At 71.8% G+C, this 25,137-nt stretch carries 19 protein-coding genes and 1 pseudogene; 5 read left to right on the top strand and 15 right to left on the bottom strand.

From position 1 onward, the window contains the following. Window positions 1-104 precede the first annotated feature (104 nt). Together K377_RS12765 and K377_RS12770 are read right to left on the bottom strand one after the other, a co-directional pair. Window positions 105-743: a response regulator transcription factor gene (locus K377_RS12765; protein ID WP_111663710.1), complete on the bottom strand. Its 639-nt coding sequence runs from the start codon at window positions 741-743 to the stop codon at window positions 105-107. Further along, window positions 740-2,494 (bottom strand): histidine kinase, encoded by a 1,755-nt coding sequence (locus K377_RS12770; protein WP_111663403.1) that lies wholly within the window; start codon window positions 2,492-2,494, stop codon window positions 740-742. The genes K377_RS12765 and K377_RS12770 overlap by 4 nt, the downstream gene beginning before the upstream one ends. A 207-nt stretch (window positions 2,495-2,701) precedes the next feature. Between K377_RS12770 and K377_RS12775 the strand changes: the two genes are divergently transcribed. Continuing rightward, complete coding sequence (locus K377_RS12775; RefSeq protein WP_146614719.1) at window positions 2,702-5,716, top strand: NACHT domain-containing NTPase; 3,015 nt, start codon at window positions 2,702-2,704, stop codon at window positions 5,714-5,716. Here the strand turns inward: K377_RS12775 and K377_RS12780 are convergent. The 7 genes and pseudogenes from K377_RS12780 to K377_RS12810 form a co-directional block, all read right to left on the bottom strand. Further along, window positions 5,689-6,492, bottom strand: a complete 804-nt coding sequence (locus K377_RS12780) for an ABC transporter ATP-binding protein (RefSeq protein WP_111663405.1) — start codon at window positions 6,490-6,492, stop codon at window positions 5,689-5,691. The genes K377_RS12775 and K377_RS12780 overlap by 28 nt on opposite strands. Beyond that, the gene (locus K377_RS12785) at window positions 6,476-7,216 is read right to left on the bottom strand and encodes an ABC transporter permease (protein WP_111663406.1); all 741 of its coding nucleotides are present in this window, start codon (window positions 7,214-7,216) and stop codon (window positions 6,476-6,478) included. The genes K377_RS12780 and K377_RS12785 overlap by 17 nt, the downstream gene beginning before the upstream one ends. A 42-nt stretch (window positions 7,217-7,258) precedes the next feature. After that, the gene (locus K377_RS12790; RefSeq protein ID WP_375605922.1) at window positions 7,259-8,050 is read right to left on the bottom strand and encodes an ABC transporter permease; all 792 of its coding nucleotides are present in this window, start codon (window positions 8,048-8,050) and stop codon (window positions 7,259-7,261) included. Next, window positions 8,047-9,035 (bottom strand): annotated as a pseudogene (locus tag K377_RS12795) (ABC transporter substrate-binding protein). Before K377_RS12795 ends, K377_RS12790 begins: the two are co-directional and overlap by 4 nt. A gap of 157 nt (window positions 9,036-9,192) precedes the next feature. After that, entirely contained in the window at window positions 9,193-10,638 is a 1,446-nt protein-coding gene (locus tag K377_RS12800) for a glyceraldehyde-3-phosphate dehydrogenase (RefSeq protein WP_111663712.1), read from the bottom strand. Between the two features lie 27 nt (window positions 10,639-10,665). Then, window positions 10,666-11,838, bottom strand: a complete 1,173-nt coding sequence (locus tag K377_RS12805; protein ID WP_111663407.1) for a GDSL-type esterase/lipase family protein — start codon at window positions 11,836-11,838, stop codon at window positions 10,666-10,668. After that, a complete protein-coding gene (locus K377_RS12810; RefSeq protein ID WP_111663408.1) occupies window positions 11,835-12,410 on the bottom strand; it encodes a TetR/AcrR family transcriptional regulator in 576 nt (191 codons plus the stop codon). Before K377_RS12810 ends, K377_RS12805 begins: the two co-directional genes overlap by 4 nt. An 89-nt stretch (window positions 12,411-12,499) precedes the next feature. Here K377_RS12810 and K377_RS12815 point away from each other — a divergent pair, with 89 nt between their 5' ends. Next, window positions 12,500-12,994: an FBP domain-containing protein gene (locus K377_RS12815; RefSeq protein ID WP_111663409.1), complete on the top strand. Its 495-nt coding sequence runs from the start codon at window positions 12,500-12,502 to the stop codon at window positions 12,992-12,994. On the opposite strand, the gene K377_RS12820 is transcribed toward K377_RS12815, so the two are convergent. Beyond that, window positions 12,995-14,692 carry a hypothetical protein gene (locus K377_RS12820; protein WP_111663410.1) on the bottom strand — a complete coding sequence of 566 codons (1,698 nt, stop codon included), beginning with the start codon at window positions 14,690-14,692 and terminating at the stop codon, window positions 12,995-12,997. Between the two features lie 341 nt (window positions 14,693-15,033). Here K377_RS12820 and K377_RS12825 point away from each other — a divergent pair, with 341 nt between their 5' ends. Both K377_RS12825 and K377_RS12830 read left to right on the top strand, forming a co-directional pair. Further along, window positions 15,034-16,452, top strand: coding sequence for an amino acid permease (locus tag K377_RS12825; protein ID WP_111663411.1), 1,419 nt, complete (start codon window positions 15,034-15,036; stop codon window positions 16,450-16,452). Between the two features lie 254 nt (window positions 16,453-16,706). After that, window positions 16,707-17,987 carry a YeeE/YedE family protein gene (locus K377_RS12830; RefSeq protein WP_111663412.1) on the top strand — a complete coding sequence of 427 codons (1,281 nt, stop codon included), beginning with the start codon at window positions 16,707-16,709 and terminating at the stop codon, window positions 17,985-17,987. A gap of 31 nt (window positions 17,988-18,018) precedes the next feature. Here K377_RS12830 and K377_RS12835 read toward each other — a convergent pair whose 3' ends face one another. After that, on the bottom strand, window positions 18,019-18,612 hold the full coding sequence (locus K377_RS12835; RefSeq protein WP_111663413.1) for a uridine kinase: 594 nt from the start codon (window positions 18,610-18,612) through the stop codon (window positions 18,019-18,021). A gap of 198 nt (window positions 18,613-18,810) precedes the next feature. On the opposite strand from K377_RS12835, the gene K377_RS12840 reads away from it, so the two are divergent. Continuing rightward, on the top strand, window positions 18,811-20,739 hold the full coding sequence (locus K377_RS12840) for a TrkA family potassium uptake protein (RefSeq protein WP_111663414.1): 1,929 nt from the start codon (window positions 18,811-18,813) through the stop codon (window positions 20,737-20,739). Window positions 20,740-20,749: 10 nt separating this feature from the next. Here the strand turns inward: K377_RS12840 and K377_RS12845 are convergent, their stop codons facing one another. The 4 genes from K377_RS12845 to K377_RS12860 all read right to left on the bottom strand — a co-directional run bounded on the left by K377_RS12845 (window position 20,750) and on the right by K377_RS12860 (window position 25,115). Beyond that, window positions 20,750-21,475, bottom strand: coding sequence for an aspartate/glutamate racemase family protein (locus tag K377_RS12845; protein ID WP_111663415.1), 726 nt, complete (start codon window positions 21,473-21,475; stop codon window positions 20,750-20,752). Window positions 21,476-21,509: 34 nt separating this feature from the next. Further along, entirely contained in the window at window positions 21,510-23,012 is a 1,503-nt protein-coding gene (locus tag K377_RS12850; protein WP_202455908.1) for an NCS1 family nucleobase:cation symporter-1, read from the bottom strand. A gap of 158 nt (window positions 23,013-23,170) precedes the next feature. Continuing rightward, window positions 23,171-23,749 carry an isochorismatase family protein gene (locus tag K377_RS12855; protein WP_111663417.1) on the bottom strand — a complete coding sequence of 193 codons (579 nt, stop codon included), beginning with the start codon at window positions 23,747-23,749 and terminating at the stop codon, window positions 23,171-23,173. A 55-nt stretch (window positions 23,750-23,804) separates the two neighbouring features. Beyond that, a complete protein-coding gene (locus tag K377_RS12860; protein ID WP_111663713.1) occupies window positions 23,805-25,115 on the bottom strand; it encodes an MFS transporter in 1,311 nt (436 codons plus the stop codon). Window positions 25,116-25,137 lie beyond the last annotated feature (22 nt).

Below are 25,137 nucleotides of genomic sequence, written 5' to 3' on the forward strand. Positions count from 1 at the left end.
CTCCGCGGACGACGTACGGGGGAGCACGGGGGACACGGGGGAACGGGCGTCGTCTCCGGAGCGGGCAGCCGGGATCTCTTGAGCGACGGGGCGACGCGACGGCGTCAGCCGCGCAGGTAGGTGAGCACCGCCATGACCCGGCGGTGCTCCAGCAGGTCGGGTTCGAGGCGCAGTTTGCCGAAGATGTTGCGGACGTGCGTCTCGACCGTCTTGCCGCCGATGACCAGCTTCTGCGCGATGGCCTCGTTCGAGCGGCCCTCGGCCATGAGGGCCAGCACGTCGCGCTCGCGGCCGGTGAGCTCGTCGAGCGGCCCGGGCAGCCGCGGCGCCTCCATCAGCCGACTCACGACCAGCGGGTCGAGGACGGTCTCCCCCGCCGCGACCCGCTTGAGCGCGTCGCTCAGCTCGTCGATGTCGGCGACTCTTTCCTTCAGCAGGTAGCCGAAGCCCTGAGGGTGCTGGGCCAGCGCCTGCACCGTCGAGGTGGTCTCCACGTACTGGGAGAGCAGGAGCACGCCGGTGCCGGGGTGCGCGGCACGGATCGCGGCCGCCGCGAGCAGCCCCTCGTCGGTGTGGGTGGGCGGCATCCGGATGTCGAGGAGCACGGCGTCGGGGGTGTGCTCGGCGACGAGCGCGAGCAGCGGCGCGGTGTCCCCGCAGTCCGCGGCGACCTCGATCCCTTCATCGGTGAGGAGCCGTACGATGCCCTGCCGCAGCAGCGCCGAGTCCTCGGCCACGATCACCCGCACGGCAGCTCCGCCCTGATCCTGGTCCCGCCGCCCGCGGGGCTGTCGATGTGCAGGACCCCGTCGACGGCGGCGAGCCGGTCGGCGAGGCCGCGCAGGCCGGTGCCGTGCGCGGTGTCGACGCCTCCGACGCCGTCGTCGACGGTCTCGACGACGAGCCGGTCGCCCTCCTGCCGGGCCGAGACGCTGACGGCGCGGGCGCCCGCGTGCTTGGCGGCGTTCGACAGGGCCTCGCAGACGGTGAAGTACGCGGTGGTCTCGACGAGGGGGTCGTAGCGGCGCGGTTCGGCGGCGACGACGACGGGCAGCGCGGCCTCCTTGGCGAGGGCGTTCAGGGCCGGGGCCAGGCCCTCGCGGGTGAGGACGGCGGGGTGGATGCCCTGGGCGAGGCCACGCAGTTCCTCGATGGCCAGGCGCAGGCTCGACTCGGCCTCGTCGGCCGCGGCGCGCAGGGTCGCGTCGGGGTGGTCGGCCAGGCCGCGGCGCACCCGCCGTACCGACATGAGGGCGAAGACCAGGCGGGCCTGTGCCCCGTCGTGCAGGTCGCGCTCCAGGCGGCCGCGCTCGGCGTCGGCTGCCTGCACGATCCGGCTGGCGACGTCCTTGGCGCGGGTGCGCAGCCAGACGTTCTCCAGGGCCAGGCGGAGCGCGGCCGCGACGGATTCGAGGAGTTCCGGGTCGTCCGAGAGGGCCGGGTCGTGGTGGAGCAGGGCGAGCGGGCGGCCGTCGGCGGCGCGCACCGGGGTGCGCCCGGGGCCGTCGGCGCCGACCTCCCGGCCGGACCCGTCGACGTAGACCCCCTTCTCCTCGCGCCACAGGCCGAGCCGCAGCGTCGCGTCGCCGAGGACGCGGACGAGGGCTTCGCGCACCCGGGCCGGGTCGGGGTCGGTGCCGACGTCGATGACCAGGCCGCTGACCTCGGCGCGCTGGAAGTGCATGCGGAGCAGGCCGGCGAGGAAGGCGAACGGGACGGCGACCTGGGCGAGGTCCGACAGCAGATAGACGGCCTCCTCGGCGAGGGAGCCGACCTCGCCGAACCACGGCACGACGTAGAACAGCATGTCCCACATCAGGAAGACGACCGCGATGCCGATGCCCACCCAGGCGGGCAGCAGCGCGCGGCGGCGGGCGGCCGACGCGTGCCGCCAGCGCAGCACGATGGCGACGGCGGCGACGGCGGAGATCACCCAACCCGCCGCGTGGTAGGCGGCGTCGAAGGCGTCGAAGGCGCCGTTCCAGGCGGGGACGGCGATGAGGTTCGGGCCGCAGTCGGCGCAGTCGAGATAGGTCGCGCCGGTGTTGCGCGTCGGGTCGAACAGGAGCGTGCGGATCAGGCCGCCGACGGCGACGAGTGCGTACGCGCTCTGGACGAGGCGGCGGGTGAGGACGGTCGTGAGGCGGCCTTCGGGGAAGGACAGCACGAGGTGCAGCAGCACCGCCATGTTCAGCGCCTCCCACCAGGCACCGAAGCTGAACAGGACAGGCACGGCGGTGCCCTGGAGGTTGCCGAAGAACCAGGTGATGCCCTCGGCCGTCATCAGCGGACCGGTGTGGTTGGCGGGCCTGCGCCGCCAGGCGACGAGGCCGGCGATCACATAGGCGCCGCCGACCGCGAGGTCGCGCACGAGATCCGATGCGGACGCGCCGCTGCGGCCGTACGCCCATGTTCCGGCCGTCGCCGATACGACGGCGAGGGCCGCGGCCCCGGTCAGGCGCAGCCGCAGCCTGCGCTCACCCTGACTGTCCACGCGCCACACCGTAAGCCATAGGGGCCACGGAGCGTAAACAGGTGACGTACGTACTGCATCTTCCCGAGCATTGCCGCCCGCGACGCGGCCTGTCCTCTTTACAGTACGAGGACGGATCCGGCGGTCGTCGCGCCGGGCTGGACAACGGGGGTTGTGGTGGGGTCGCGCGGTGTGCTGTCGTTCGCGGACGCTTTGACGCTGCTGGGGGTGGACTCGGCGCGAATCACCGCTCTGGACAGGGCAGTTGGCGGTGCGCTGAACCTCGCGACCGGCGGGGCGAGCGGGACGCTGCTCGGGATGGTGTCGGGGCGCGGCCGGATCATCGGCGCGGGGCGCGACGCGGTGCACGGGGTCGCCGAACGGCTGGGGCGGGCCGGGCGACGGGCCGAACGGACCGAGGTGCTGCGGGCCGCGCACACGGTCATCGTGGTGGTGGCGTGGTTCGAGGCGCTGGACGAGGCGCGGCTGCCGTTCTCGCTGGACGACGTGGAGCTGACCCGGGGCGAGCAACTGCGGCTGGTGGGGACGGAGGGGGTCGCGGGGGACGATCTGGTGCGTGAACTGCTGTCCGCGGATGTTGTGTTTCCCGCGCCGCACCATCCGCCGGAGGTCCTGACCGTCGCCCTTCAGTCGTTCTACGCGTCAGTGTGCGCACAGTTCCGCCATTTCCTGACCGGGCTGCGGGTCTGGGAACGGCTGCAGGAACAGGGGCAGTTCGAGACCTTGGCCGCTCTGAACGACGCGCTGATCGACGACGCGGTCAGGAGGTACTCCAGCGCGTACATTCAACTAGCCCTCGCAGCGCCGGAGTTCAACTTCTGGATCACGCAGAACGAGCATCAGGCGACCCGCGCCGAGGTCCGCCGTGCCCTCGACGGCGTACGGACGCTGCTGGCCGAGTCCGCCGCGCATCTCACCCCGGCCGGCGATGTCGCCGCCGCGCTGGCCCAGGCGCACGCCGCCACGCTCGGGCGGCCGGTGCTCGACGCCACCACGGCGCCGGAGGGCATCCGCGTCCCCTCGCTGCGGGAGATGTATCTCGACCCGGACTTCCGGGTGGCGGAGCCGCAGGGGCAGTCGGGGCCGGCGGACGAGTCCTGGTGGCAGCGGTTCGAGGTGCGCCAGGACCTGACCCGGTACCTCGCGGGCGCCCTCACGAGTCCGGCCCTCGCGCACGCCCCGCTCCTCGTCCTGGGCCAGCCGGGAGCGGGCAAGTCCGTGCTCACCCGGGTGCTCGCCGCGCGGCTGCCGGAGGCCGGGTTCCTGCCGGTCCGGGTCCCCCTGCGGGACATACGGGCCGAGGAGGAACTCCAGGACCAGATCGAGCTGGCCGTGCGGGTCGCCACGGGTGAGCGCACGACCTGGCCCGAACTCGTCCGATCCGCGGGCGGCTCGACGCCGGTGCTGCTTCTCGACGGCTTCGACGAGCTGCTCCAGACCACGGGCGTCCACCACAACGACTTCCTGATCCGCGTCGCGCGCTTCCAGCAGCGCGAGGCCGAGCAGGGCCGTCCCGTCCTGGCCCTGGTGACCAGCCGGACCAGCGTCGCCGACCGGGCCCGCTATCCGGAGGGTCTCGTGGCGCTGCGCCTTGAGCCGTTCCGGCCCGCGCAGATCCAGCACTGGCTGAGACTCTGGAACGAGGCCAACGCGCAGATCCTCACCCCGCTCACCTGGGACGCGGTCGCCCAGCACGCCGAACTCGCCTCTCAGCCGCTGCTGTTGACGATGCTGGCTCTGTACGACGCCACGGAGGGCGGCCTGAACCGGGACGGGGCGCCGCTCGCCGTCACCGAGCTGTACGAGGAGCTGCTGTCGTCGTTCGCGCGCCGCGAGGTGGGCAAGTCGACCCGGGACGCGGTCCCGGACGCGGAGACGGAGGAACGCGTCGAGCGGGAGCTGCAACGTCTGTCCCTCGTCGCCTTCGCCCTGCTCAACCGCCATCGGCAGTGGGTGTCGTCCGCCGAACTGGACGAGGATCTCACCGCGCTGCTCGGCAAGCACGCCGTGGCGTCCACGGGTTTCCGGGCTCCGCTCGGCGCCGCCGAGATCGCGCTCGGCCGGTTCTTCTTCGTACAGCGGTCGCAGTCGGTGCGCAGCGGCCAGGTCCTGTCGACGTACGAGTTCCTGCACGCGACGTTCGGCGAATATCTGGCGGTCCGGCTCGCGGTGCGGCTGCTCAGGGATCTGCTGAAGCAGCGGCCCGGCCTGTCGCTGGGCGAGAGCCGTATCGACGACGACCTGGCGTACGCACTGCTCTCCTACGCCCCGCTGGCGTCGCGGCAGATGCTGCGGTTCCTGCGGGAGCTGGCGGGGCGCATCCCGGAGGACGAACGCGACCGGCTCGCCCGGCAGTTGATCAGGGTGCTGCGGGAGCATCACCGGACCCGTACGTCGGAGGAGTACGCGGCCTACCGGCCGGACGATCTGCGGACGGCGGCCCGGCACGGTCTGTACGAGTCGAACCTGGTCCTGATGGTCCTGGTGCTGCGCGGCCGGACGACCGCCGCCGAGCTGTTCCCGGACGTGCAGGCGGCCGTGCATCTGTGGGGCCGGCACTGTCTGCTGTGGCGCTCCGCGATGGACGAGGCGCAGTGGACGGACTTCGCCCTGAGCTTCACGACACGGCGCTACTGGGGTGAGGACGGCACGCGGGCGCTGGAGATCTCTTTACGGGGCGACCAGGCACTCGACCATCCCCGGCCCATCGACGCCAACTGGCTGTTCGGGTTCGGCGAAGGGGCCGGCGGGCAGACGTGGCAGCGCTCCTACTGGGACGAGATCTGGCACAAGGAGTCCGTGGCGGCCACCACCACGGACTCGATCGTCCGGCACACGATGGACCCGGTGTTCGCCAATCTGGGGGCGGCGGTCACCACGTTCACCCCTCGTTCCGGAGAGCCCGCGACGTCCGTCGCGCACAGCCTCTTGCGTCTGCTCCTCGACGACGTCACGGCGATGTCCGACGTGGAGTTGAACGACCTGTACAGACGGGTGCACGCCGGTATGGCCTTCCTGCCGGTGGGCTCGCCTCAGTTCGCGAGGATCTGCGACGTGCTTCTGACGGCGCGCGAGCGGGACCGCGCCCGCATTCGCCTCGAGACGAACGAGGTGCTCGACACCCTTGTCCGGAGTCTCGGCCCCGGGGACATCACGAATCCGATGGACCCGCTGCGCCGCGTCCTCCAGCGCCACTACCCCGCGCTCTTCGACACCCCCTGACCGTCCCCCCGGATCAGCCCCAGCACCCGGCTCCGCAACGCCGTGAACCGCGCATCCGCCCGCGTACTCAACTGATCGCGTTCCAAAGGAAGTTCCACGAGGACCTCCTCCCTGATCACCGTCGGGGACTTGCTCAGCACCAGCACCCGCTCCCCCAGGTACACGGCCTCGTCGATGTCGTGCGTCACGAACAGCACCGTCATGCCCCGCTCCCGCCACAGGCGCCGTACCAGGTCCTCCAGTTCGGCCCGGGTCTGCGCGTCCACGGCGGCGAACGGCTCGTCCATCAGGAGGACTTCGGGCTCACAGGCCAGCGCCCTCGCGATGGCGACGCGCTGCTGCATGCCACCCGACAGCTCCCACGGGTAGGCGCGGCCCACGTCGGCGAGGCCCACCGCCGCCAGCGCGTCGGCGACGCGCGCACGCCGCTCGGACGTCCCCATTTTCCGCTGCCGCAGCGGGAGTTCGACGTTCTCCGCCACCCGCTTCCAGGGGAACAGGCTGCGCCCGTACTCCTGGAAGACGACCGCGAGACCGGGCCGCGGGCCCGTCACCGGTACGCCGGCCAGGGTGACGGTGCCGTCCGTGGGCCGGAGCAGTCCCGCCACGCACTTCAGCAGCGTCGTCTTGCCGCAGCCCGACGGGCCGACGACGCAGACGAGTTCGCCTGCTCCGACCCGGAAGGTCAGGTCGCGCAGCGCCTCCACCTGACGCGACGCCTTCCCGGAACTCTCGTAGACCTTGCGCAGGCCCGTGACCTCAAGCACCGCCGCCACCCGCCTTCCGTCGTGCGCCGCGCGAACCGTGGTACCAGCCGAGGGCCCGTCGTTCGACGATCCGGAACAGGACCGACAGGAGCACTCCCAGCAGGCCGAGGACCAGGATGCCCGTCCACATCTCCGGTACGGCGAACGAGCGCTGGAACTCCACGACCGCGAATCCCAGGCCGCTGCTGGACGCGTACATCTCGCTGATGACCATGAGGATGACGCCGATGGACAGGGCCTGGCGCAGGCCCGCGAAGATCTGCGGGCTCGCCGCCGGGAGGACCAGGTGGCGCAGCCGGGCCGCGCCCGTGAGTCCGTAGGAGCGGGCGGTGTCCGAGGCGACCCGGTCCACGGAGCGCACGCCCGTCACCGTGTTCAGGAGGACCGGCCACACGCAGCCCGACGCGATCACGGCGATCTTCATCGTGTCGCCGATGCCCGCGAAGAGCATGATGACGGGGACGAGGGCCGGCGGCGGCACCGCGCGCAGGAACTCCAGGGCCGGTTCGCACAGGGCACGGGCCCGCCGGGAGGTGCCGATGCCGACGCCCAGCGTGACGCCGACGACTCCCGCGACCGCATAACCGGCGGCGAGACGGGCCACGCTCGGGAGCACGTCGGCGCGCAGCCGGTCCGGGGTCCAGGTGTCGTCGAAGCGGCCGAGGATCGTGCGCAGCGGCGGCGCGTAGAAGCTCGTACTGCCGTCGGAGGCCAGCCACCAGACCGCGACCAGGACGCACGGCGAGGGCGAGGGCGGTGGCGCGCAGGGCCCGTTTCACGCCGGTACCTCCGCCCGGACCGACTGGTGCCAGGACAGGACGCGGCGTTCGACGGCGCGGGCGACGACGTTGACGGCGACGCCGAGCCCGCCCGCGACGAGGATCAGGGCGTACATGTCGGGGACGGCCTGGGAGGTCTGGGCGACGTTGATCTCGTGGCCGAGGCCCGGTGCGCCGATGACGAGTTCGACGGTGACGGCGAGGATGAGGGCGACCGCGGCCGCGAGCCGTACGCCCGTCATGACGTAGGGCAGCGCCGTCGGCCAGACCACATGCCGGATCCGGGCCCAGGGACCGAGGCCGAAGGCGCGTGCGGTGTCCTCCGCGACCGGGTCGACGTCCTGGACCCCGTACAGGACCTGGACGAGGACCTGCCAGAAGGCTGCGTAGACGACGAGGAGGAGGACCGAGCGCAGTTCCGTGCCGAAGAGCAGGACGGCGAGCGGGATCAGGGCGACGGACGGGATGGGGCGGAGGAACTCGACGGTGGACGTGGTGAGTTCGCGCAGGTACGGGACGGTGGCGATGAGCAGCCCGGCCAGGATGCCGCCTGCGGTGGCGAGGGCGAGGCCGATGGCCCAGCCGGTGAGGGTGTCGCCGAGCGCCGACCAGAAGGCGCCGTCGCCCAGTTCGCGGCCGAGGGCGCGCAGGGTCGTGGTGAACGGGGGCAGGTAGTCGGATTCCACCAGGCCGAAGCGCGGTACCGCCTCCCACAGTGCCGCGCAGAGCAGCAGGCCCGCGGTTCCGGGGACGAGCGCTCGCAGCACGGTCTTCGTCCGGGCCCTCACGGGAGGAGTGCGTCCAGGTCCGGGTTCTTCTTGAACAGGCCGTCCTTCTCGCCGAGTTGGGCGAGGGTGTCGAGCGAGGTGCGGTTGGGTTCGGCGGGCCAGTCGGGCAGGACCATCGTGTCCAGGGTCGCCTGGGGGATCTTCGTGTACGTGGTGAGGATCTGGCGGACGTCGTCGGGGTGGCTGTTCGCGTACGTCAGGGATTCGGCGGTGGCGGCCTGGAACTTCTTCACGATGTCCGGGTGCGCTTGCGTGTACTGCGTGGACGCGAAGTACATGGCGACGGTGAGTTTCGCCGCCGTGTCGACGTAGTTGGAGGCGATGACCGTGCCGCCCTGGGCCTTGACCGTGGCGAGGGCGGGCTCGACGACCTGGGCCGCGTCGATCTGCCCCTTGGCGAGCGCGGCGGGCATCTGGTCGAAGGCCAGCTCGACGAAGTGCACCGCGGAGGGGTCGCCGCCGTCCTTGCGGACCGCTTCGCGCACGGTGGGTCGTTGATGTTCTTGAGGGTGTTGACCGCGACTTTCTTGCCCTCCAGGTCCTTCGCCGACTTCAGGGCGCTGCCCTTCTTGACGACGACGGCCCCGAAGTCGGCTCCGTCCTTGCCGGTGGAGCCGACGCCGTTCGCGACCACTTTGATGGGGACGCCCGTCGACTGGGCGATCATCAAACTGGTGGAATTAGAGAACCCGAACTGGAACTGGCCGCTGACGACTCCGGGCACGATGGCCGCGCCGCCCTGTGCCGTGGTCATCGACAGGGTGAGGCCCTGCTTCTTGAAGAAGCCCTGTCTTTGGCCCAGGTAGAGCGGCGCCACGTCCACGATGGGAATGACGCCGACCTTGACCGTGGTGAGTCCTCCGCCGCCGGAGCCGGAGGACCCGGAGCCGCCGGAGCCCGCGTCCGAGTCGGACCCGCAGGCCGCCGTGGCGGACAGCAGGACCACGGCGGCCAGTGCGGTGAACGTGCGGTGCGTGCAGCGCATGAGTACCCCCGGGGGCTCAGCCGTCCCGCTTCTGCCTGATGTTCAGCGGAACGTAGAGCCCGCACCCTAAAGGGTCAATCCCCTTGCCAGGCAAGGCAGTTGACGATTCTCACAGCGCAAGCACAGTATGCGCGGCGCGTCACCTCGCGCCGGTCCGTCAGGCGACGGGCACCGGGAACGTCGGGTACTCGACGCCGGACACGTGCTGGACGACGCGGATTACCTGGCACGAGTAGCCGAACTCGTTGTCGTACCAGAGGTAGAGGATCGCGTTGTCGCCGTCGACCTTGGTGGCGCCGGCGTCGACGATCGACGCGTGGCGCGAGCCGATGAAGTCGCTGGAGACCGCGTCGGGCGAGTCGGTGAAGTCGATCTGCCGCTTCAGCGGCGAGGTCAGCGACACGTCGCGCAGGTGCTCCAGGACGTCCTCACGGGTCGTCTCGCGGCCCAGGCGCAGGCTGAGGATGGCGATCGAGACGTCCGGAACGGGGACACGGATGGAGCTGCCGGTGATGGGGGCCTTGAGGTCGGGCAGCGCCTTGGCGACGGCGGAGGCGGCGCCGGTCTCGGTGATGACCATGTTGAGCGGCGCGGAGCGGCCGCGGCGGTCGGCCTTGTGGTAGTTGTCCAGCAGGTTCTGGTCGTTGGTGAAGGAGTGCACCGTCTCGACGTGGCCGCGCAGCACCCCGTACTCGTCGGCCATCGCCTTCAGCGGCGGCACGATCGCGTTGGTGGTGCAGGAGGCGCAGGACAGGATCTGCTCGTCCGGCTTGATCGTGTCGTGGTTGACGCCGTGCACGATGTTCGGGACGTCGCCCTTGCCGGGCGCGGTGAGGACGACCTTGTCGATGCCGGGGCGCAGGTGCCCGGAGAGGCCCTCGCGGTCGCGCCACTTGCCGGTGTTGTCGATGAGGATCGCGTTGTTGATGCCGTACGCGGTGTAGTCGATCTCGGACGGGTCGTTCGCGTAGATCACCTTGATCGCGTTGCCGTTGGCGACGATGGTGCTGTTCGCCTCGTCGACCGTGATCGTGCCCTGGAACGGGCCGTGGATGGAGTCGCGGCGCAGCAGCGAGGCCCGCTTGACCAGGTCCGACTCGCCGCCGCCGCGGACGACGACGGCCCGCAGCCGCAGACCGTTGCCGGAGCCGGCCTTCTCGATGAGCAGGCGGGCGACGAGGCGGCCGATGCGGCCGAAGCCGTAGAGGACGACGTCGCGGCCCGCGCCCGGCTCGATGCTGCCGGTGCCGATGGCTCCGGCGACGGCCTCGGCGGTGAACTCCTCGACGCTCAGTCCGCGCTCGTCGTTCTTGTAGGTCGCGGCGAGCATGCCGAGGTCGATCTGGGAGGGCCCCAGGTCGAGGGCGGACAGGGCCCGCAGGAACGGCATCGTCTCGGTGACCGAGAGCTCTGCGCCGGCTATCTGCCGGGCGAATCGGTGGGTCTTGAGAATGCTCACCACCGACTTGTTCACCAAGGAGCGGCTGTGCAGCAGGACGTTCACGTCCCGCTCGCGGTGCAGCTTCCCGATGATCGGGATCATCGCCTCCGCGGTCTCCTCGCGGTGCTTCCAATTGGTGAACGAGTCGTCGTTGACAGTCACGATCATCTCTTTCGAGCTAGATGGCGCTCATATGCTAACCCGCCCGCTCAGAGGGATGATCCCCAGGTCCGCGAAGCGCTCGCCGATGCGCCGGTGGGTGGCCGCGTCGGGGTGGATGTCGTCCGGCAGGGGCAGCTCGGCGTGGTCGGCCTCGCCGTAGAGGTCGAGTCCGTCCACGTAGTGAAGGTGCGGGTCGTCGGCCGCGCGCTCCTCGACGATCCGGGCCAGCTCGGCGCGGATGGTGCGCAGGGTGAGCTTGCCGAGGGCGGTCTCGGCCGGGTCGCCCATCGCCTTGAAGGTGACCCGGCCGTCGGCGTCGGCGCCGAAATCGGGAGCGCTGGGCCCGGGGGCGTCCTCGTGGACGGGGCAGAGGATCGGGGAGACGACGAGCAGCGGGGCCGTCGGGTGCCCCTCGCGGATCGTGTCGAGGAAGCCGTGCACGGCGGGCGTGAAGGCGCGCATGCGCATCAGGTCGGCGTTGACGATGTTGATGCCGATCTTGACGCTGATCAGGTCGGCGGGGGTGTCGCGCAGGGTGCGCGCGGTGAAGGGGTCGAGCAGCGCGCCGCCGCCGAAGCCCAGGTTGATCAGCTCGACGCCGGCGCGGGACGCGGCGAGCGCGGGCCAGGTGGTGGTGGGGCTCGCGGCGTCGGAGCCGTGGCTGATGGAGCTGCCGTGGTGCAGCCAGACGGGACGGTCGGGCGCGGGCGCGGGTTCGACGGGGGCGTCGGCGCGCAGGGCGACGAGTTCGGTCGTCTCGTTGTGCGGCAGCCAGATCTCGACGTCCTTGGGGGTGCCGGGGAGACCGGTGAAGCGGAGCGTGCCGGGCGCCCCGGGCTTGTGCTCGAAGGTGCCCTTGGCCATGTCGATGGTGAGCGTGTGGCCGCCGTCGACTCTCCGCTGCCCGGCGAGCTCGCCGTCGACGACGAGGTCGTACAGGCCCTCGGGGCGCGGCGGGGCGCCGACGTAGACGCGCTTGGTCGGCAGCGTGTCCAGTTCGACGGTGGTGGCGCTGGTGCGCAGGGCGAGGCGGACGCCCGAGGGCTGCGACTCGGCCATGGCGAGCTGCCCGTCCGTGTTCTGGGCGCGCGCCCACGCGGGGAGCCGGTGCGGCAGGAGGCCGAGCGGGGTGCGCTCGACGTCGAGGGCGCCGCGCAGCAGCCCGGCGGTGAGCGGTACGTCGGTCAGGGGGGTGGTCATTTCTGCTCCTCGGGCCAGTTGCGCAGCAGGGCGTCGAGCGCGTCCAGGGTCCGGGCCCAGGTCACGTCGGAGTCGGGGGCGCTGTGGCTGAAGCCGCCGCCCATCTCCAGGCTCACGTACCCGTGGAAGACGCTGCCGAGCAGGCGGACGGCATGTGTCTGGTCGGGTTCGGTCAGGTCGTAGCCGCGCAGCAGGGCGCGGGTCATCTGGGAGTGCCGCACTCCGGCGCTGACGACGGCGGTCTCGGGGTCGAGGCGGAACTGTCCGGCGGCGTACCGGCCGGGGTGCTCGCGGGCGTAGTCGCGGTACACATTCGCCAGCGCGGTCAGGGCGTCCTTGCCCGACCGTCCCGCGAGGGCGTCGGCCGCCCGGTCGGCCATCTCCTGGAGGGCGATCTGCGCGATGCGGGTCTTCAGGTCGTGCGAGTTCTTCACGTGCGAGTACAGGCTCGCGACCTTGACGTCGAAGCGCCGGGCGAGCGCCGACACGGTCACCTGCTCGAAGCCGACCTCGTCGGCCAGCTCGGCCCCGGCCTGTGCCAGCCGTTCCGCGTTGAGCCCTGCGCGCACCATGGCCATCCTTCCTTTCCGAAACCATCCCCTGCTCGACCGTGACAATTATGCAGTTGCCTAAACCCTTTAGGCAACTTAGCCTCATGTTTATGAAGCCATTGACCGAGACAGAGATCCGCGGCGCCTTCGTGAACTGCAGTAAGGGCGAGGCGAAGCGCCTGTCCGTGCCGCGCGATCTGGCGGAGCGGCCGTGGGAGGACCTCGACTTCCTCGGCTGGCGCGACCCGCAGGCGCCGGACCGCGCCTATCTGGTTGCGGAGATCGACGGCCGCCCGCAGGGCCTCGTCCTGCGGGGCGCGCAGTCGGCGATGTCCTGGCAGACGCGGCGCAGCATGTGCTCGCTGTGCGTCACGACGCACACCGGCGGGGTCGCGCTCCTTGTTGCCCCGAAGGCGGGCAAGGCGGGGAAGCAGGGCGACTCGGTGGGCGCCTACATCTGCAGCGATCTGGCCTGTTCGCTGTACGTGCGCGGCCTGCGGGACGCCGGGGCGGGCTCCCGGATGCACGAGACGCTGACGGTGGAGGAGAAGATCGGGCGGACGGTGGGGAACGTCGCGGCGTTCCTCGCCAAGGTCACCGCCTGATCAGTCCTCCCCCGGTCCCGGGCAGCAGTCGTTCACGGCGGCCGTGCGGCAGAAGCACGACGCGTCCACGGGTACGTCGGCGAGCGCGGTCGCGAGCGTCAACTGCTGGGCGACGATGCGCGCTTCGCCTTCCCGTCCGAGCCGTACCAGGCACTCGTGGAAGCCGTGCAGCGCCCAGACGTTGCCGGGGTGCTGCCGTGCGCGCGGCACGGTGTCGTCGAGTCCCAGGTCGGCGCGGTAGACGGCCTCGGCCTCCGCGACCCGGCCCTGTTCGAGCAGGAGCGCGCCGAGCGCGTGCCGGGTCGGCTGCATCCAGCCCCAGGGTTCGTCGTAGGGAAGGGTGTCGTCCAGCTCCACGGAGCGCCGCAGGGCCGCGAACGCCTCGTCGAAGTCGCCCTTGCGGTAGGCGAGTTCACCGTCGAGCATCTGGGCGGCGATCGCCAGGATGTCGGCGCAGGTGTTGTTGAACAGCATGCGCGTGTCCGGGACTTGGGTGAGCGCGGCGCGGAACAGCTCCCGCTCGGCCCCCGCCTCCTCGACGCGGCCGGTGGCGGCGAGGGCGACGCCGCGCGCGTAGTGCAGCATGGCGGTGGTCACGCAGTGGAGCTTGGGGTCGTCGGGCAGCGGCAGGCCGAGCAGTTCGGCCCAGCGGCCGAAGCGGACGAGGGCGTGCACCCGCATCGCGACGAACCCTTCGAGCCAGTCGGCCATGGGCGGGCTCTGGACGCGCAACAGCTCCTCGGGGACGGCCTCTTCGAGCCGCCGCACCGTGTCCATCGCGTCCTGCCTGCGGCCGAGGAACATCGCGCCATAGAGCTTGAAGTGGAGGTTGTGGCACCGGTAGAGGGTGTAGAAGTTCAGCGCGCCCGCCCTGGCGCGGTACTTCTCGTCGGCCGCGATCGCCGCCGTGTTGTCGGTGAGCACCCGCCGGTAGTCGCCGCACAGCACTTCCAGGTGCGAGGGCATGTGCTCCAGATGTCCCGCGTCGGGCACCAGGCCGCGCAGTCGCTCACCGGCCGGCAGGGCCAGCTCGGGGGTCGGGGACATCTCCATCAGGTGGATGTACGCGTGCAGCAGCCCCGGGTGGTACGCCCCGGCGGCGCCGGCCATGGCCCGTTCGATGACCTCGCGCGCCTCGACGGTGCGGGCGCCGGGCGCCGGCTGTCCGGTGCGGATGTCCCACAGTTGCCAGGGGGTGAGGTTCATGAGCGCGTCGGCGTACAGGGCGGCCACGTCGAGATCGTCGGGGGCGAGCCGGTACACGGTGCCCATGCGGTCGGCGTACGCCGTGTTCCAGACGGCGCACTCCTCGGGCGAGTCGGCGACGGCCCTCGGATAGCGGGCCCGCAGCGCCTCGATCAGCTCCCGCTCGACCGGGCCGACGTCGGTGTCCCGGGCCTTGCCCAGGGCACGCTGCACGGCAGCGTGGGTCCGCTCGACCGTCTCGGCCAGTTCCCGCGCGTCGAAGAACTCCCAGGGCTTGTTGTAGTTGGGGCCGAGGGCGTAGGCCACGCCCCACTCGGCCATGGCGCACTCGGGGTCGGCCGCCGCGGCCGCCTCGAAGCAGCGGACGGCCTCCTCGTGGTTGAAGGCGTACGTCCAGTTCAGGCCGCGGTCGAACCAGGTCTGCGCCGCGGTGGACGTCGTGGTCACGGGACGGGTGTGGTGGCCGAGGTCGAAGTAGTCCTGGTGGTCCATGCGCGGCGCTCCTCGTCACGGTGGGGGCCGTTCGCCCATGTCCCCCTGTCCTACCGGTGCGGCGGCCCGGGGACCAGCCCGCCGCACCGCCTCGCGGAGCGTGAGATCGGGGCACACATGAGTCCGGCGCGCACGGGTAGCCGGGTCCACTGAGGTCGACCCGGTACAGCCCGTGAGCAGAGTGTCCGAATAACGAACACCGCATTTTGATCATCGGACGGTGCCCGCATACTGGGCCGATCTCGTCTCACATGACGGAACCAGCCGACCAGCGTCGGGCCGTTCCCAGGACCGCGTCCGCGGCTCCGGGACGGCCCGGTGAGCGCAGAACGGGTACGACCTTGACCAGCACCCCCACATCCGTCGCCGACCGGCGCCCGGACGCCCCGGAAGCTTCCGATCCGGCGGCGGAGACCGGGCTCTCGCACGGGCTCAAGCAGCGCCACCTCTCGATGATCGCCCTCGGCGGGGTGATCGGCGCCGGACTCTTCGTGGGCTCCGGCGCGGGCATCGCCGCCGCGGGACCGGCCGTGGTGCTGCTGTTCGCCGCCGCGGGCGCGGTCGTCATGCTGATCATGCGGATGCTCGGCGAGATGTCGGCGGCCCGCCCGGCCACCGGCTCCTTCTCCGTGCACGCGGAGAAGGAACTGGGCGCCTGGGCCGGGGCCACGTCCGGCTGGACGTACTGGACGATGCTGTGCTGCGGCGTGGCGGCGGAGGCCACGGCGGCCGGGCAGATCATGTACGGCTGGGTGCCGTTCCTGCCCGCGTACGGCTGGGTCGCCGTCTTCATGGCGTTCTTCTGCGCGAGCAACCTGCTCGCCGTGCGCAACTTCGGCGAGTTCGAGTTCGTCTTCTCCGCCCTCAAGGTCACCGCGATCTGCGCCTTCCTGGTGCTCGGCGTGCTCGGCATCTGCGGCGTCTTCGGCGACGCCCCCGGCGCCTCGAACCTGACCGGCGACGGCGGCTTCTTCCCGACCGGCACCACCGGCCTCATCGCCGGTCTGCTGACGGCCGTGTTCGCGTACGGCGGTCTGGAGACCGTCACCATCGCCGCCGCCGAGTCCGACAAGCCCCGCGAGAACGTGGCCCGCGCCGTGCGCACCGCCGTGTGGCGCATCGCCCTCTTCTACGTCGGCTCCATGGCCCTGGTCGTCGTCCTGGTGCCCTGGGACAAGCCGTCCGTCGCCACCGACGGCCCGTACGTCACCGTCCTCGACCAGCTCGGCATCCCGGCCGCAGGCACGATCATGCAGGTCGTCATCCTGGTCGCCCTGCTGTCCGCGATGAACGCCAACATCTACGGGTCCTCGCGCATGGCGTACTCGCTGGTGAGCCGGGGCCTCGGGCCGCGCTTCATCGGCAAGGTGACCCGCGGGGTCCCGATGGCCGCGGTCCTCGCCTCCTGCGCCTTCGGCTTCTTCGCGGTCTTCGCCGGCATCTGGTGGCCGGACACCGTCTTCACCTGGCTGATGAACACCACCGGTGTCGCCGTCCTCGTCGGCTGGGTCTTCATCTGCCTGACCCAGCTGCGCATGCGCCGCCGCCTGGAGCGCGAGTCGCCCGAGCTGCTGACCGTGCCCATGTGGGGCTTCCCGTATCTGACCTGGGTCGCCCTCCTCGCGATCGTCGGGGTGTTCGTCGCGATGGCCACCACGGACGGTGGCCGCGACCAGCTGTACGTCTCCGCGGTCCTGGTCGGCGCGCTGGCCCTGGGCGGCTACGTCAAGCAGCGCAAGGACCTGCGCGCGGCCGCCTGACCGGTACCGCGCAGCCGAAGGGGCGTCCCGCCGAGCGGGCCGCCCCTTTCCGCGATGTGAGACGGGATTCTCACGTTCCGCTCCGGTCCTTAGAGTGGCGCACATGTTCGGACCCGCACGCCGGCTGGCTCTCGCGCTCTTCGCGGCAACGCCGTGGAGCGTCGACGACGCGCTCTGTCGCCGCTGACGCCTGCCGCGCCGTGCGCGCGGCCCCTCTCGGTCCGTTCTTTCCTCCTGCCTCCCCGGAGTCCCCCTTGACCACCGCCCCCGCGGCCGGGGCGCCGCCCCGCGCCGGCCTGCTCTCCCCCGTTCCCACCTCCGCTCCGGCGCCGGAGGCCGAGGCGGCCCCGCCGGTGCGGCGGGTGCCGCTCGCCGTGGCCGGTGTCGTCGGCGCCGCGCTCGTCGCGTACGTCTTCGCCCGGCACGGCGCCAAGCCGGGCGTCCTGCTGCTGCTCGGCACCGGGCTCGGCTTCGCCCTGTTCCACTCCCGGTTCGGGTTCACCTCCGCCTGGCGGCAGCTGGTGGCCGTCGGCAACGGCGCGGGGCTGCACGCCCACACCCTGCTCCTCGGCACCACGGCGACCCTCTTCGCCCTGATCATCGGCACCGGCAGCGGACTGTTCGGATCGGTGCCCGCGCCCAGCGCGGGGCCCATCGGGGTCGGCCTGCTGATCGGCGCGTTCCTCTTCGCGGTCGGCATGCAGCTGGGCGGCGCCTGCGCCTCCGGCACCCTGTTCGCCGTCGGTTCGGGACAGAGCACGATCGTGCTCACGCTCTTCGGCTTCATCACCGGATCGACGCTGGCCGCCTGGCAGTTCGGGCTCTGGAGCGATCTGCCCGCGTTCGATCCGTACGTGCTGTCCGACCACGTCGGCTGGTCCGGTTCCTGGGCGGTGACGATCGTGGCGCTCGCCGTGGTCTGGTTCGTCGCGCGGGCCGTGCAGACCCGCCGTACTCCGCCGCCGATCGGCACTCCGCCGTCCGCGCGCGGTGCGCTCGCCCGTACGGTACGGGGCTCCTGGCCGCTCGCCGCCGGTGCCGTGGTGCTCGCGGTGCTCGGCGCCGGAGTGCTGCTCGTGTCGGGCGGCGCCTGGGGCATCACCAGCGCGTTCGCGCTGTGGGGTTCGAAGCTCGTCGGTGTGCTCGGCGGCTCCCCGGAGACCTGGGCGTTCTGGCAGCAGCCGGGCAGTTCGGCCCAGTTGGCGGGCCCGGTGCTCGCCGACAAGAACAGCCTCACCGACATCGGCATCATGGTCGGCGCCGCCGTCGCCGCGGCGGCCGGCGGGGTGTGGAAGCTGCACCGCGGCATCCCGGCCCGCACCGCGCTCGCGGCCGTCGTCGGCGGAGTCCTCATGGGCATCGGCGCGCGACTGGCCGGCGGCTGCAACATCGGCGCCTACCTGGCCGGGATCGCCTCCGGCTCGCTGCACGGCTGGCTCTGGGGCGGCATCGCCCTCGTCGGCACCTGGGCCGGGCTGCGTCTGCGCCCCCTGTTCGGCCTCGGCAACCCGAAGCCGACCGACAGCGTCTGCTGACCCGGACGCGTCCTCGTACCGGTACGGGCGTTCAGTACCCGGCGACGACGAGGTCGGCGCGCTCGCGCGGGCGGGTGGTGGTCACGTAGTGCTCCTCCGCCGCCCGCCAGCGGGCCTCCCAGTCGAGGGGCCCGTGGTCGTGGCCCCGCTCGCGCAGTCGCCGCATGGACTCCTCGGGCGGGGTGTCGACGTACACCAGGAGGTCGTAGAAACCGGCGAGTTCGGGGCGTGCCGCGTAGACGCCCTCGACCACGACGATGCCCGATCGGGCAACGGTGTGCGTCTCGTCGGGGGCGAGTGCGCCGGTCCCCCAGTCGTAGCGGCCGTACCGTGCGGGGAGGCCCGAGGCGAGCGGGAGCAGCACCTCGTCGCGCAGCCGCTGCCAGTCGAAGTAGCGGTCGCAGCCCTCCTCGGGGCTGAGCGCGGCCCGTTCCGCCTGGTCCATCGGCCGGTAGAAGTCGTCGCCGTGCACGACGGCGGCGCCGCATCGCTCGGTGAGAGCGGCGGCCAGGGTCGACTTGCCCGAGCCTCCCGTCCCGTCGAGGGCCACGAGGGCGAATCCCCAGCGGGTACGGGAGGGCAGGGCGTCGGCGACCTGATCGGCGGCTGTCCGGATCGTCGTCATGGGAGATCATCGTGACCGATCGGGCGTGCTCAGGGAAGGGTTCGGGCATCGGGTCCTCGGAAACGTCGGCCCTCGTGGACCTTGAGCGGGTTGACTGAACCCATGAACACGGTGCCCCACCAGCCTCCCTCTCCCCCACGGTCTGCACAGAACGCACAGAACCCGCAGCACCCTCCCGCCCCGCAGTCCCGGGGCCACATGATCGTGTGCGGTGACGACGCGCTGGCGGAGCGGCTCGCCGCCGAGTTGCGCAAGCTGTACGGGGAGCAGGTCACCGTGGTCGTCCCCGGTGCTCCGGGCGACATCGTCGGGCGCGTCGCCCCGGCGGCCCGGGCCCGCGCCTCCGCGCTGCTCGCCCGGATGCAGTCGGTGCTCGGCCGCACGCCCGATCAGAACGAACCGGCGGGGCCCCCGCGCGTCCAGCAGGCGGCGGTGCTCGACGAACAGGCCTTCGCGGACGCCGGGGTGAGCGAGGCGCGGGCCCTTGCGCTCGTGCACGACGACGACGAGATCAACATCCGGGCCGCGCTGGTGGCCCGCCGCCTCAACCCGCAGTTGCGCCTGGTGATCCGGCTCTACAACCGCAGCCTGGGCCGCCATCTCTCCGATCTGCTCGACCAGGCCGCGGCGCTGTCCACGCCGGGCCTCGCCCCGGGGTCCGTGGACAACTCGACCACGGTGCTGTCCGACGCCGACACGGCCGCACCGGCGCTCGCGGCCACCGCCGTCGCGGGGACCAGCAAGGTCGTGCAGGCCGACGGGCTGCTGCTGCGCGCCGTCGAGCGCAATCCACCGGGCCCGGGCCAGGTGCCCGCGCCGGGGCTCGCCACGCTCGCCCTGCTGTCGGCGACCACCAACGACCCGGCGGGATCGGAGGGTTCGGACTCCGACGACGGCCGGGACGGGCCGCGGCTGCTGCCCGACGACGCCGACGTGGCCGCCGCGACCGGGCGCGGCACCGTCGTCCTGGAGACGATCACGCCCGCCGAACGGACCGCGCAGAGCTGGTCGTCGGCCACTCGTGGTATGCCGCTCGGCTCGTTCTTCTCGCGGCGGCTGCGCTGGTCGCTGTTCGGCCTGACGGCCAGCGTGCTCGGTCTGGCGATCGCCACCTGGGCCACCGGCGACATGCACCCGCTGCACGCCGGCTATCTCACCCTGCTCGACCTGTTCGCCATCGACGACCCGGCCATCGGCGAGCCGACGGCCCGCAAGGTCCTGCAACTCCTCACCGGGCTCGCGGGGTTGCTGCTGCTGCCGGTGCTGCTGGCCGCCGTCCTGGAGGCGCTCGGCACGTTCCGTACCTCCGCCGCGCTGCGCCGTCCGCCGCGCGGTCTGTCGGGGCACATCGTGCTGCTGGGCCTGGGCAAGGTCGGCACCCGCGTGCTGTCGCGGCTCGGTGAGCTCGACATCCCCGTGGTGTGCGTGGAGGCGGATCCGGAGGCGCGCGGGATTCCGCTGGCCCGCAGCATGCGGGTGCCCACGGTCATCGGTGACGCGGCGTCGGACGGGGTCCTGGAGGCCGCGAAGATCCATCGCGCGGCCGCGCTGCTCGCCCTGACCAGCGTCGACACGACGAACCTGGAGGCGGCGCTGTCCGCCCGCTCGCTCAAGCCCGATCTGCGGGTGGTGCTGCGGCTGTACGACGACGCGTTCGCCGCCGCCGTCTACCGCACGCTGCGGGCCGCGCATCCCCGCGCCCTGACCCGCAGCCGCAGCGTGTCCACGCTGGCCGCGCCGTCGTTCGCCAGCGCCATGATGGGCCGTCAGGTCCTCGGCGCCGTCCCGGTCGAGCGGAGCGTGCTGCTGTTCGCGGCCCTGGAGGTGGCGGGGCATCCGCAGCTGGAGGGGCGCACCATCGCCGAATCGTTCCGGCCCGGGTACTGGCGGGTGATCGCGCTGGACGCCACGGAGCCGGCGGAGCGCCGCCCCGATCTGTCCGCGGGCCCCGAGGACGACGAGAGCGCGCCGCGCCCCACCGGCCTGGTGTGGAACCTGCACCCCGGCCATGTCCTCGACCCGCGCGACCGCGTCGTCATCGCCGCGACCCGGCAGGGTCTGGCCGAACTCCTCGGTCGGGGCCACACCCCGCACCGGCCCCCGGCGGACCGGGCGGATCAGGTCTGACGCAGCGTCATTACTGCGCGAGAGGCGGCCAGTTGCGGATCTGCTTGGGGCGCGGCGGCGCGTAGGTGCGCACCTTCGACGTGGTGAGGCCGAGCCGCACCAGGGACTCGGCGATGGTGACGGCGGCGGCCACCCCGTCGACGACGGGGACGCCGGTGCGGGCGACGACCTGTTCCGTCAGGCCCGCCATGCCGCCGCAGCCCAGGCAGATGACCTCGGCGCGGTCCGACTCGACCGCTGCGGCGGCCTGTTCGACGATCGCGGCGACGGCGGCGTCCGGGTCGGCCTCCAGGGCGAGCACGGGCAGCCCGCTGGCGCGCACCGAGGCGAGCCGGTCGGTGAGGCCCGCCAGCTTGAGGCGGTCCTCGATGAGCGGCACGGCCCGGTCGAGGGTGGTGACGACGGAGTACTTGTGGCCGAGGAACTGGGCGGTGCTCGCGGCGGCCTCGGTGATGTCGACGACGGGCACGTCGAGGAGTTCCTGGAGTCCCTCGCGGCCGTGCTCGCCGTAGCCGGCCTGGATGACGGCGTCGTACGGCTCCCGGTAGGCGCGCACCTTCTCCATGACGGCGACGGCGGCGAGGTAGCTCTCGTAGTTGCCCTCGCAGGACTCGGCGCCGAAGTCCGGGGTGAGCGGGACGATCTCGGTACCGGGGGCGGCGACGGCCGCGGCCTGCCGGCCGATGCTCTCCGTCATCGTTGCGGTGGTGTTGACGTTCACTACGAGGATGCGCATGCGGGTTCTCCAGGAAGTCGCCGGGAGGCGGCGGTCATTCGGCGGCGACGGCGATCGGTTCGCCGTCGACGTGGTCGTAGGTCTGCGTGCGGTCGCTCAGGAGCCAGTAGAGCCCGGCGGCGAGCAGCGCGCCGATGAACCAGGAGAAGCCCGCGATGCCGGAGAAGTAGGGGACGAGGGCGACGATCACGGCGCATCCGGCGGCGGGGACGAAGGCGCCGATGGCCTTCGGGTTGACGCCGCGCGTGTAGTGGTAGGTGCCGGCCGGGTCCTCGGTGTAGAGGTGCGGGACGTTGATCTGGGCCTTGCGCAGCAGCCAGTAGTCGGCCATGACGACGCCGAAGACGGGGCCGAGGAGGGCGCCGAGGCCGCCGAGGAAGTAGGTGACGGCGACCGGGCTGTCGTACAGGTTCCACGGCAGGATGACGAGGCCGACGACGGCGCTGACGAGGCCCGCCCTGCGGAAGTTGAGCCGCTGAGGGAACAGGTTGACCAGCATGTAGACCGGGGCGACGAAGTTGGCGAGGAGGTTCACCGCGACCGTCAGCATCAGCAGGGCGAGGCAGGCCAGGGCGAGCAGGGCCGTGCTGGGGATGGTCCGCACGATGTCGGTGGGGCTGGTGATGACCTCGCCGTCGAGGCGGAACTGGGCGCCGCTGAGCACGGCGGCGATGGCCGCGAAGAACAGCATGTTCACGGGGATGCCGATGAGGTTGCCGCGCACGATGGCCCGCTGGGAGGTCGCGGAGCGGGTGAAGTCGCAGAAGTTGAGGACGAACGTGCCGTAGACGACGACCCACAGCGCGGCGGCCTCGAAGATGTGCAGCCACTGGGCGCCGCCGGTGAAGTGGGTGTCGCCGCTGAGCGCGATCGACCCGTCGGCCTTGACGAACATCCACACGGCGAGCGCCAGCATCGTGACGAGGACGGTGGGCGCGGCGATCGCCATGTAGCGGCGGATGACCTGCATCCCGAAGCTGACGATGAGGACCTGCACCAGCCACAGGATCAGGAAGGAGATCCAGCCGAGCGTGGACAGGCCGAGGAAGGAGTTCGTGTCGTACGACGCCACGCCCGGCCAGAGCGCCTTGAGGAGGGTGCGCAGCACCTGGGAGGCGAGGTAGGTCTGGATGCCGAACCAGGCGATGGCGACGGCTCCTCTGACCACGGCGGGCAGTTGGGAGCCGCGCACGCCGAAGGCGATCCGGCTCATCACCGGGAACGGGACACCGGTGCGGTGTCCCATCCGTCCGGAGAGGGTGAGCAGCGCGAACAGCAGCACCGAGGCGATGGCGAACGCGATGAGGATGTCCCACACGCTCATGCCGAGCGCGAAGAGCCCGATGGCGAAGGCGTAGTTGCCGAGGCTGTGCACGTCGTTGCCCCAGAGGGTGAAGACGTTGTACGCGCCCCAGCTGCGGCCCTGCGTCTTGGTCGGGGCCAGATCCTGGTGGTAGAGGCGGGGGCTGATGTCCACACCCGCCGCCGTCAGGGGCTCCGAGGCCGAGGGCGGGGTCCGTTGCTCAGCAGTGGCCATCGAAGACCCCTCCCGTTCCGCTATACGAAATAAATCTTCCGTCGCTGCGGAGTGGACGTTACGGGTGGGGATTTCAGCAGGTCAATGGATTCCGGTCGGTGATCACTTGGTGAAAAACGCCATACTGCACGGGTCTTGCGTGTGTGATCACCCAAGGATTAAGCGGTGCCGAGGAGCTTCAGGACATCCTCGGTCGTCCCGGTTTCTCCCAGGCGCGGGAAGATCCGCTCGACGCTGTTGCGGTGCGCCTCGGCGTCCATGTCGGTCATGGCGTCCGTGGGGAGGGTGACGTGGTAGCCGTGCTCGTGGGCGGCACGGGCGGTGGAGTCCACGCCGATGCTGGTGGCGACGCCGGTCACGACGACCTGGGTGACGCCGCGGCGGCGCAGGTGCAGATCGAGGTCGGTGCCGTAGAAGGCGGACCAGTTCCGCTTGGTGACGGTGATGTCCTCGGGGTGCCCGGCGAGCACGTCGGTGATCTGGTCCCATCCGGCGGGCGGGTTCGTGGTGCGCGGGGCGCGCTCGGTGCGGCCCGGGACCACGTCGCCGCCGTCGGCGGCGAAGGAGACGCGGACGAGGACGACCGGGAGGCCCGCGGCGCGGAAGGCGTCGGCGAGCCGCACATTGCGCTCCACGACGTCGGACGTGGCGTACGGGGCGCCGGGGATGCCGACGACTCCGTTCTGGAGGTCGACCACGATGAGGGCGGTGCGGGGGTCGAGCGTGGTGAGGGGCATGCTGAACTCGCTTTCGTGTAGCGGGGGTTGATGCTGGATTGAGGTCGCGGAGGTCTCAGATGTCGCGGCCGACGCGGGCGAGCGAGCGGTCGGCGACGCTCGCCGCCAGGCACAGCGCGGCCACGCCGATCAGCATCCAGGCCATGCTGTGCAGCCCGGCACTGGTGGCGCCGTCGCGGAAGAACGCGGCGTTGGCGGCGGAGGCGAGCAGGGCGCCGAGGTAGGTGAAGGTGCGCAGCAGCCCGGACGACGAGCCCATGCGGGCCGGGTCCGCCTGGGCGTACAGGGCGTTCTGGTTGGCGAGCCCGATGAGCCCTTGCGGGACGCCGAAGAGCAGGCCGACGACGGCCAGGAGCCAGACGGGGCTGTCGGCCCCGAGCGGCAGCAGGGCGACGCAGCCGACGAGTTGGACGACGGCTCCGACGGCGAGCTTGCCGCGGACCTCGCGGCGGCGCCCGGTGAGGACGGTGACGGCGACCCCCATGGCGGACATCGGCAGCAGGAGCAGTCCGGCCTGCGAGGCGCTCAGCCCGCGCCCTTCCTGGAGCCACTGCCCGTAGCCGTACAGGAAGGCGTACGAGGTGGTGTACGCGAGGAGCTGGCGGCCGTAGGTGGCCAGGAGCGGGCGGTTGCCGCGCAGGACGTGCAGGTCGATGAAGGGTTCGGCGGTGCCGTGCTCGCGGCGGACGAACCAGGCGCCGGCGGCGACGCCGAGCGCGGGCAGGTACCAGTGCGCGAGGCCCGGCTCCATCAGGAACAGCATGAACGCGGTGAGTGCGGCGGCGAACAGCAGCATGCCGGGCACGTCCGTGCGCCCGGGCGCGCCCTTCGGCGCGCCCTTGGGCAGCCGGCGGAATCCCAGGAACAGGCAGATCAGGGACAGCGGCACGTTGATGGCGAAGATCAGGTGCCAGCTGCCGAGGCCGATCAGGACCCCGCCGAGGGTGGGCCCGACGACGGCGATGACCTGCCCGGAGGCGGTGAGCGCGGCGAGGATGCCGCTGGGGCTGCGCAGCCCGGTGCGCTCCGACTCGGTGCGCAGCAGGGACATCGACGCCGGGTACGCGGCGGAGGTGCCGAAGCCGAGCAGGACCCGGGACAGGACGAGCACCCACAGGCTCGGCGCGAGGGTGCCGAGCAGTCCGGCGGCGCCGACGAGGGCCGTTCCGATCAGGTAGAGCGGGCGCGGCCCGAACGCGTCGACGAGGCGGCCGATGACCGGCTGGCCGACGGCCGTGGCGAGATAGAGCCCCGAGACGAGCCACGCGGTCTGCGACGGCGGAACGCCGAAGGCGTGGCCGATCGGGACCAGCGCCACCGCGAGCATCGAGGAGTTGATCGGGTTCAGGATCGTGCCCAGGATCATCGGCGCGACGAGGCGGCGGTCG

The organism is Streptomyces sp. PsTaAH-137 (assembly GCF_003259365.1).
Classification (GTDB): domain Bacteria; phylum Actinomycetota; class Actinomycetes; order Streptomycetales; family Streptomycetaceae; genus Streptomyces.